The sequence below is a fragment of the Bacillus sp. NPDC094064 genome (genome assembly GCF_050279585.1).
Classification (GTDB): domain Bacteria; phylum Bacillota; class Bacilli; order Bacillales; family Bacillaceae_G; genus Bacillus_A.
The window spans coordinates 1,809-3,085 of record NZ_JBNNUI010000022.1; the positions used below are offsets into that span (position 1 = coordinate 1,809).

The 1,277-nt window shown below is 48.9% G+C and carries 1 rRNA gene (only partly in view); it reads right to left on the reverse strand.

Features of this window, described 5'->3' with window-relative positions:
* Positions 1-1,220, reverse strand: a 23S ribosomal RNA gene (locus ACQKNI_RS26000); it reaches 1,800 nt to the left of the window's first position.
* Between the last annotated feature and the right edge of the window lie 57 nt (positions 1,221-1,277).

Here is a 1,277-nt window from a genome sequence, read left to right on the forward strand (position 1 = left end):
TCGGTATCAATCCGCAGCTTCGGTGGTGTATTTAGCCCCGGTACATTTTCGGCGCAGAGTCACTCGACTAGTGAGCTATTACGCACTCTTTAAATGGTGGCTGCTTCTAAGCCAACATCCTAGTTGTCTAAGCAACTCCACATCCTTTTCCACTTAATACACACTTTGGGACCTTAGCTGGCGGTCTGGGCTGTTTCCCTTTTGACTACGGATCTTATCACTCGCAGTCTGACTCCTAAGGATAAGTCATTGGCATTCGGAGTTTGACTGAATTCGGTAATCCGATGAGGACCCCTAGTCCAATCAGTGCTCTACCTCCAAGACTCTTACACTTAAGGCTAGCCCTAAAGCTATTTCGGGGAGAACCAGCTATCTCCAGGTTCGATTGGAATTTCTCCGCTACCCACACCTCATCCCCGCACTTTTCAACGTGCGTGGGTTCGGGCCTCCATTCAGTGTTACCTGAACTTCACCCTGGACATGGGTAGATCACCTGGTTTCGGGTCTACGACCACGTACTAAACGCCCTATTCAGACTCGCTTTCGCTGCGGCTCCGCCTCTTCAGCTTAACCTCGCACGGGATCGTAACTCGCCGGTTCATTCTACAAAAGGCACGCCATCACCCATTAACGGGCTCTGACTATTTGTAGGCACACGGTTTCAGGATCTCTTTCACTCCCCTTCCGGGGTGCTTTTCACCTTTCCCTCACGGTACTGGTTCACTATCGATCACTAGGGAGTATTTAGCCTTGGGAGATGGTCCTCCCAGATTCCGACGGAATTTCACGTGTTCCGCCGTACTCAGGATACATTCAAGAGAGAACGAAGTTTCGACTACGGGGTTGTTACCCTCTACGACGGACCTTTCCAGGTCGCTTCGTCTACCTCGTTCCTTTGTAACTCCGTATAGAATGTCCTACAACCCCAAGAGGCAAGCCTCTTGGTTTGGGCTATGTTCCGTTTCGCTCGCCGCTACTCAGGAAATCGCATTTGCTTTCTCTTCCTCCAGGTACTTAGATGTTTCAGTTCCCTGGGTCTGTCTTCCTTACCCTATGTATTCAGATAAGGATACCATACCATTACGTATGGTGGGTTTCCCCATTCGGAAATCTTCGGATCAAAGCTTACTTACAGCTCCCCGAAGCATATCGGCGTTAGTCCCGTCCTTCATCGACTCCTAGTGTCAAGGCATCCACCGTGCGCCCTTTCTAACTTAACCAAACTAAAATTAAAAAATATGAGCTACACTGTTATCTAGTTTTCAAAGAACATACAA